The sequence below is a fragment of the Intrasporangium sp. genome, assembly GCF_035280925.1.
Lineage (GTDB): Bacteria > Actinomycetota > Actinomycetes > Actinomycetales > Dermatophilaceae > Intrasporangium.
Genome location: NZ_DATEEY010000128.1, coordinates 22,672 through 30,756 on the forward strand (window position 1 = coordinate 22,672; position 8,085 = coordinate 30,756).

Annotated in this window: 6 protein-coding genes; 3 read left to right on the plus strand and 3 right to left on the minus strand. The window is 71.4% G+C overall.

The window, feature by feature from the left end; translation table 11 throughout:
- Positions 1–3 precede the first annotated feature (3 nt).
- Positions 4–1,728 (plus strand): phenylacetic acid degradation protein PaaN, encoded by a 1,725-nt coding sequence (gene paaN / locus VJN29_RS12620; RefSeq protein WP_324143981.1) that lies wholly within the window; start codon positions 4–6, stop codon positions 1,726–1,728.
- 93 nt (positions 1,729–1,821) lie between these two features.
- Positions 1,822–3,147, plus strand: coding sequence for an MFS transporter (locus tag VJN29_RS12625; protein ID WP_324143982.1), 1,326 nt, complete (start codon positions 1,822–1,824; stop codon positions 3,145–3,147).
- Here VJN29_RS12625 and VJN29_RS12630 read toward each other — a convergent pair.
- From VJN29_RS12630 to VJN29_RS12640, 3 genes are all read right to left on the minus strand, one after another.
- Positions 3,137–6,130, minus strand: coding sequence for an SMC family ATPase (locus tag VJN29_RS12630; protein ID WP_324143983.1), 2,994 nt, complete (start codon positions 6,128–6,130; stop codon positions 3,137–3,139). The genes VJN29_RS12625 and VJN29_RS12630 overlap by 11 nt on opposite strands.
- A gap of 1 nt (position 6,131) precedes the next feature.
- Complete coding sequence (locus tag VJN29_RS12635; RefSeq protein WP_324143984.1) at positions 6,132–7,334, minus strand: exonuclease SbcCD subunit D; 1,203 nt, start codon at positions 7,332–7,334, stop codon at positions 6,132–6,134.
- A 104-nt stretch (positions 7,335–7,438) separates the two neighbouring features.
- On the minus strand, positions 7,439–7,828 hold the full coding sequence (locus VJN29_RS12640; RefSeq protein WP_324143985.1) for a hypothetical protein: 390 nt from the start codon (positions 7,826–7,828) through the stop codon (positions 7,439–7,441).
- An 84-nt stretch (positions 7,829–7,912) separates the two neighbouring features.
- Between VJN29_RS12640 and VJN29_RS12645 the strand changes: the two genes are divergently transcribed.
- The coding region (locus VJN29_RS12645) for a response regulator transcription factor (protein WP_414654359.1) at positions 7,913–8,085 on the plus strand (173 nt) is incomplete at its 3' end.

Below are 8,085 nucleotides of genomic sequence, written 5' to 3' on the forward strand. Positions count from 1 at the left end.
GGCGTGACTGCACAGGCAACGAAGCCCACCCACCCGCTGCTCGACCAGCACGCCGGCGTCCTCGACGAGATCCGTCAGGCGCTGACGTCGCGCTCGTGGTACTCGCGCTATCCCGAGTCCCCGTCCCCGCGTGTCTACGGCGAGACGGCTGCCGCCGAGGGGCTCGCCGCGTACGAGGCGCACCTCAATCGACCGTATGCCGCTGAGCTCGCTTCCGCGGTCGACGGCACCTTCGTGGGCAGTGAGGTCTCGCCGTACGGCCCCACGCTGGGGGTCGCCTACCCGGTGCTCGACCTCGACGCCGGCCTGGCGGCCGCCGAGGCAGCCATTCCCGCCTGGCGTGCCGCGGGGCCGCAGGTGCGGGCCGCGGTGTGCGTCGAGATCGCGGACCAGATCAACAGGCGGTCGTTCGAGCTGGCCAACGCCGTCATGCACACGTCGGGGCAGCCCTTCGTCATGTCGTTCCAGGCGGGCGGGCCCCATGCGCAGGAGCGGGCGATCGAGGCCGTCGCAGCGGGGCTCATCGAGCAGGAGCGGGTGCCCGAGTCGGTCGTGTGGGAGAAGCCCGGCAAGGACCGCGAGGGCAAGCCTGCTCCGATCCGGATGCAGAAGGACTACCGGATCATCCCGCGCGGTGTCTCCCTCGTCATCGGGTGCAACACCTTCCCGACGTGGAACGCCTACCCCGGGATCTTCGCCTCGCTCGTCACGGGCAACCCGGTGGTCATCAAGCCGCACCCGCGCGCGGTGCTGCCGCTCGCGATCACCGTCGACGCGGCGCGGACGGTGCTCGCGGAGGCCGGCTTCGACCCGGCGCTCGTCCAGCTCGCCGCCGAGGCCGACGGGCAGGGGCTCGCGAAGACCCTCGCGGAGCGCGACGAGATCGCGATCATCGACTACACGGGCGGGCCGGCCTTCGGGGCGTGGCTCGAGGAGCGAGGGGCGGCGCTCGGCAAGCTCGTCTACACCGAGAAGGCCGGCCTCAACACGGTCGTCGTCGACTCGACCGACAACCTCAAGGGCGTGCTCGGCAACCTCGCCTTCTCGCTGACGCTCTACTCGGGCCAGATGTGCACCGCGCCGCAGAACATCTACGTGCCCTCGACCGGTGTGGAGACGGACGAGGGGCATCTGTCGTTCGAGGAGTTCGGCGAGCGCCTGGCGGGCGCGGTCTCGCGCCTGACCGGTGACGATGCGAAGGCGGTCGAGCTGCTCGGGGCCACGGTCAACGACCAGGTCCGGTCGAACGCCGACTCCCTCGAGTCGATGGCGGCCGAGGCCGAGGGCCGGGTGGTGCTCGACTCGCGTCGGGTGGTGCACCCGTCCTTTGCGGAGGCGGTCGTCCGGGCGCCCGGCCTGGTCTCCCTCGACGTGCAGCGTGAGGACGTCTACACGCAGGAGTGCTTCGGGCCCGTGGGGTTCCTCATCGAGACCGCCTCGACGGACCAGTCGCTCGCCCAGCTCGCGGACACCGTTCGCCAGCACGGCGGCATGACGGCCTCGGTCTACTCGACCGACGAGGACGTGCTCGAGCAGGCCCGCCAGGCGGCGGTGGCCGGCGGCGTCGCCCTGTCCGAGAACCTCACCGGCCAGATCTTCGTCAACCAGACGGCCGCGTTCTCCGACTTCCACGGGACGGGGGCCAACCCGGCCGCCAACGCGGCCTACACCGACGCGGCCTACGTCGCCAACCGGTTCCGCGTCATCACCTCCCGCCGCCACGTCTGACCCCCAACCACCCACGTCTGACCCCGAACCACCCAATCGAGTGAACAAGAATCGGGCTCGCGAGCCTCACGTGAGTTGCAGGAGCCGCCGCGCATGACCACCACGATCACCCGGCTCGACCAGGGCACCTTGCAGCGCAAGGTCATTCGGACGCTCGTCGCCACCCAGATCCTTGGTGGAGTGGGCATGGCGAGCGGCATCGCGGTCGGCGCCCTGCTCGCCGAGGAGATCAGTGGGACGGAGGCGCTCGCCGGGGTGGGGACCACCTCCCAGGTCCTCGGTAGCGCGCTCATCACGATTCCGGTAGCGCGGGTCATCGCGAGCCGCGGGCGCCGGATGGGCCAGTCCCTGGGGCTCGGCGTGGCCTTCGTCGGCGCAGCGCTCGTCATCACGGCGGCGGTGGCAAACTCCTTCGCGCTCTTCCTCGTGGGGATGTTCCTCTTCGGCGGCGGCACCACGGCGAACAACCAGGCTCGCTACGCCGCGGCCGATCTCGCCGAGCCGGCCCACCGTGGCCGGGACCTCTCGATCGTCGTCTGGGCCACCACGATCGGCTCGGTGGCCGGGCCGAACCTCGTCGGTCCCGGCGTCTCGGTCGCCCGTCTCGTCGGCATCCCGGACCTGGCCGGCTGCTTCGTCTTCTCACTCGCCGGCTTCCTGCTCGCCTGGCTGGTGGTCAACCTCCTGTTGCGTCCCGACCCCCTCCTGACTGCCCGCGCGCTCGAGGCCGCGGAGCACGAGGAGCGAGCCCAGCGGCATACGGCCGGACTGGCGGAGGGAACCACGACGGGACCGGCGCCCGAGGCACCCAACCACGACGGCTCGATGCGGCGGGGCATCTCGGTGATCCGCGCGAACACCCGCGCGTTGCGGGCCGTGCTCGTCATGGGGCTCGGGCACCTCGTCATGGTCTCGGTGATGGTGATGACCCCCATCCACATGAAGCATGGGCACGCAGAGCTCGAGGTCATCGGCTTCGTCATCTCGATCCACATCCTGGGCATGTACGTCCTGTCGCCCGTGGTGGGTATGGCCGTCGACCGGTGGGGCGGGCGGGTCGTCGCGATGCTCGGTGGCGTGATCCTCGCCGTTGCCTCTGGCCTCGCGGCGCTGTCGGAGGCCGGCTGGTCCGCGCTCCTGCTGGTGGCGCTGTTCCTCCTCGGTGTCGGCTGGTCCTGCACCTTGGTGTCCGGGTCGACCCTGCTGACCGCGGCAGTGGCCACGGACGAGCGGCCCGCGACGCAGGGACTCGCCGATGTCTTCATGGGCCTCGCCGGCGCCGGCGGAGGCGCGGTGGCCGGAATCGTGGTGGGGTCGCTCGGCTACGCGTGGCTCGCTGGGGCCTCCGCCGTGGTCGGCGTGGTCATCCTCGGGATCGGGGCTGCCATGTCTCGCCCGAGCTCGCGCGTCACGCGGTGACGCGGAGCGTCGAGGTGCGGTCGTCCCTGACGACGATCTCGATGCGGTCCGCGACGCGGGACTTGAGCTCGGTGACGTGGCTGACGATGCCAACCGTGCGGCCGCCGGCCCGCAGGCCCTCGAGCGTGTGCATGACGTCATCGAGGACGTCGGGGTCCAGGGTGCCGAAGCCCTCGTCGACGAAGAGCGTCCCGAGGTCGACGCCACCCGACTCGGTGCGGACCACTTCCGCCAGCGCGAGCGCGAGCGACAGCGAGACGTAGAAGGTCTCGCCGCCGGACAGGGTGCCGACGTCGCGCACCTGGTTGGTGTGCATGTCGTGGACCCGGACGCCGAGCCCCGACTTCGCGTTGCCCTTCTTCGCGTCGGTGTGCTCGAGGGAGTAGCGCCCACCCGAGAACCGCGCGAGCTCGGTGTTGGCCGCGGCGAGGACCTCGGCGAAGCGGCGGATGAGGACGTACTTGGCCAGGTCGAGGTTCAGCTGGTTGTCCCCGTTCCCGGAGACGAGCTGCCCCAGCCGCACGGCGTCGGCGGTCTCGTTGATGCAGTCGGCGTTGCGCTCGAGCGCCGACCCGATGTCGAGCACGCGCTGCTTGGTCCTCGTCACCTGGCTGCGCAGGCTGCCGTGCTCGTGGGTGGCGGCCTCCATCTCCTTCTTCGCGGCTTTCTCGAGCTCGACCATCGGCTCGATGTCGTCGAAGAGGGTGTCGAGCTGGACATCGGCCAGCTCGGGACCGGACAGACCCGCCTTGACCCTGGTGCACGCCGTCTCGAAGTCGGCGATCTCCTTCTCCTTGGCGGCGATCCACTCAACGGAGCGGTCGGCTTCGAGCCACTCGGAGACGTTGGTGAAGCCCGCCGCCGCAAGGTCGGCGTCGCGGGCTGCCGCATCCTCGGCGACGCTGGCCCGAGCGGACTCGCGGGAGGTGACCGCGTCGATGAGCTCGTCGACGCGCGCGGCCACCACGACAAGCGCCTCTCTACGGGCGGACACCGTGGGATGACCCTCACGGGCAGCGTCGACGACGGCTCCGTCAGAGCTGATCCGCTCCTCGAGCTCGTCGGCCGTGTGCTCGACCCGCGCCACCTCGGCCGTCAGCTGCGTCACCCGCTCGGTCAGCTCCGTCGTGCGAACCCGCAGTGCGCCGAGCTCCTGCTCCGCCGTGGCCGCATCGTCCGCGGCCTGCAGCGACGCGGACAGGTCACCGGCCGCCTGCTGCGCAACAGCGCGCGCCGACGCGACGTCGAGGCCATCCGAGGCGACGGCGAGGCCGGCGATCTCTGCTCGAAGGGCGGACAGGGCATCCCTCGCCGTGACGACCGCGGACCGCAGGCCATCGACCCGCTCCTCCTGCGAGGCGATCTGCTCGGGCGTGACGGCGCCGGGCACGGGCCGGGCCGGCGCTGGGTGGTCGACGGACCCGCACACCGGACACGGCTGCCCGTCGAGCAGTGCGAGCCCGAGCTCTCCGGCGATGTCGTCGATACGCGCCTGGCGCAGCCCCGCCAGAGCGGCCTCGCCGTCGCGTGCGGCCGACAGGGCACGCGTCGCCTCCGCCTCGACCTCTCGCAGTCGTGCGGAGGCGGCCGCCTCGACTACCGCCGCGTCAAGCTGCCGCTTCGCTCGAGCGGCGGCTGCCGTTCGAGCCTCGAGGAGCGAGTGGAGGTGCCGAGCGGCCGTCAGGGACTCCTCACGGGACTGCATCGACCGCGGCAGCGACTCGAGCTCCGCGGTGACCTGGCTCAGCCCAGCACGCGCGCGCTGGGCCCGGGACCGCGCCTCGTCGAGCTGGGTGCGCCGCATCGAGAGCGCGCCCTCGAGCTCCGCGGCAGCCGTCAGGGCCCCGACAACCTCGCGGGTGGACGAGGCCGCGACCCGGAGCTGCGCGACGGTCAGCTCCCGCTGCTCCGGGAGCACGCGCGACCTGGCTGCCGCAACCGCCGCCTCGGCGCGCTTCAGGGCTGCCTCGCTGTGCGCCAACGTACGAACGGCACCCGCGACGGGCCGGGCCTGGCGCCCGCGCGCCACCTGGCCCCGGAGGTGGTCGAACTCGACCGCTCGCGCGCCCAGCGACTCGTCCTCCCGCTGGAGCTCGATGAGCCGCTGCCGTCGCTGCCGCCGCAGCTTGGCGTTGTTGACCATCTCGGCCATCTGCCGATGCGCTTCGATCGCCTCGCGGCTGGCCTTGGCGGAGTGGCGCTCTCGGGTGGCCAGCTCGTCAACCACCTGCGCCAGCTCGCCATCGAGGTGCTCCGGTGAGCTCTGGGCCAGGACCACCAGCTCGTCGCGCCGCTCCGCCTCGATCCCGGCCGAGACGGCGAAGGCATGGACGGCGTCGCGGATCTCGCCGACGGCCCCCTGCCGCCGAGCCTGAGCGATCCGCCCCGCCTCGACGATCTCCTCCTGCACGCGGCGGAAGAATGCCGTCCCGAAGACCTTCTCGAGCAGCTTGCCCTTGTCCTCCGACCTCGCCCGCAGGAAGGTCGCGAACTCGCCCTGGGGCAGGATCACCGTCTGCACGAACTGGTCGCGTGTCAGTCCGACGGCTCGGGTGATCTCGTCGTCGCAGTCGCCGATGTTGGTGGAGAGCAGCTCACCGCCGTCGAGGTCGTCCGGGCTCGTGATCCGCCACAGCTTGACCGACGGCTGCTGGACGGTCAGGCCGGTGCCGCGCGACTTGGGCCGCTCGAACCGCGGTGTCCGACGCACCCGGTACAGCCCCGACTGCGTCTCGAAGACAAGCGTCACGACGGGGATCTCCCGCGGATCCGCGTGGTGCGAGTGGATCCGCTCGACGTCCGCCGCGGCTTGCGCGACCTTGCCATAGAGCGCGAAGGTGATGGCGTCGATGATCGTCGACTTGCCCGACCCGGTGGGCCCCTCGAGGAGGAACAGCCCGGCCCGCCCGACGGCGCCGAAGTCGATGGTCTCCGTGCCGGAGAACGGGCCGATGGCGGTCATCTCGAGTCGGTGGAGCTGCACGTCAGGCGACCTCCCGCTCCTGCGACTCGGCGAGCGCCTGCGCCTTCACCGCGGCCTCGTAACCTGCGACGAAGCAGGCGACCTCGCCATCGCTCGCCTCCGCCTTCGTCACGTAGGCGATGAAGTCGGAGCCGAGCTCTCGAGGGTCGCGCTCGCTGACGGGAGTGGTGCTCCGCACGCCTTGCTCGATGCGGCCATCGGGCTCGTGAAACACCTGCAACACGTGCGGGAACCGGGACTTGAGCCGGTCCATCAGCGAGTCGGGTCGCACCCGGTCGGTCACGGTCACCCGGACCCATGACCCCACGTGCGTGTCGAGGGCCGGGTCCTCGAGCAGGTGGTCGAGGGTGCCGCGCAGGGTCGCCATCGGCCGTGGCTGGTCGATCTCGACGGTCGCGACCTCGACGGGGCCCTCGGCCGGCAGGTCGACGAGGAGCACCGCCTTGACCTGGTCCTGCTCGGAGAACGAGTACCGGAGCGGCGAGCCGGAGTAGCGCACCACCGACCCCGGGGCGCACTCGGGCGACTGCGCACCGTGCAGGTGACCCAGGGCTGCGTAGTCGATGCCCTCGAAGACCGTTCCCGCGACCCGGTCGACGCCGCCGACCGCGATCGACCGCTCGGAGTCACTCGGCTCGGCACCGGCGACGAACGCGTGCGCGACGACGACCGAACGAACACCGTCGCGGCCGGCCAGGTCATCGCGGATCCGGTCGCAGGCCCCGCTCACGACGGCCTGGTGCGAGCGGGGGAGGACCTCGCCACCGTGGGCCAGGGCGACTCGGGCATGGTCGACGTCGAGATAGGGGATGCCGTAGATCGCGACCTCGACCCCGTCCGACCCCTGCAGCAGCACGGGCAGGTCGATCATCGAGATGTCGGTGATCATCCGGATGCGGTCCCGGAAGAGGGCGGCGCCGTAGCCGAGCCGGATCGCGGAGTCGTGGTTGCCGGAGGTCACCACGACTGTCGTCACCTGGCACAGGCGCGAGAGCGTCCACTCGAAGAGCTGGACGGACTCCACGGGCGGCACGCCGCGGTCGTAGATGTCACCGGCCACGATGACCGCATCGACCGGCACGCCGTCCGGCGGGTCCTCGACGAGCTCGCAGATCCGCTCCAGCACGGCGGACTGCGCCTCGTGCAGGCTGACGCCGTGGAGGGTTCGCCCGAGGTGCCAGTCCGAGGTGTGCAGCAACCGCATGCCACGAAGGTAGGACGACCCGCCGACAGCCACCGTCCGGACACGCCACGTGGGCCCGCCTCCGTGTGGAAGCGAGCCCAGCGGCATACCGCGCCGGGTCGAGGTCACGCGCTCGACGCGCGGGCGAAACCCTCGAGGCCGCGCTCCGCGACGGTCACCTGGACCCCGTTGGCGCGGTTGTTCTCGAGCGCCTTGTCCAGAACCGGGCCGGGGGGACCCAGGACCTCGATGCGGACGTTGCCGTCGGCCAACGCGGCGCCCCTGCCGATGAGCCCTGCGGCGGCCGTCATGTGTCGATCCGCGGCGCCCGCGTCAGCCAGGACGTGCACGAGCGTGAGCCCGTCGCCGGCGTCCGTGACGTAGCTGTGGTGGGCGAGCATGTCGCCCTCGTGAGCCTGGAGGAACTTCGCGTAGTCGGTCGCCAGCTCGCGCATCTCGTCGGCGCGGTCGGGTTGGATGCGGCGCGAGGTGGTGAGGATGAATGGGCTGGTCACGGCGGTCTCCTTGGTGTGGTTCGTGGTGGGGGTTCGGTGGGATGGGTGCGTCGGGCCGGGGCTTCAGGCCCGGCGCCGGTAGAGGTGCATGGTCAGCGGTGCGAACACTCGTCGGCCCTGGACGTCCTCACGCCCCGTGAGTTCGAGGTCGTCGCACTCGTCGCCCATGGGCTGTCCAACGACGAGATCGCCGAGCGCCTGGTGCTCAGTGCCGCCACGGCGAAGACCCACGTGAGCCGGGCGATGACCAAGCTCCG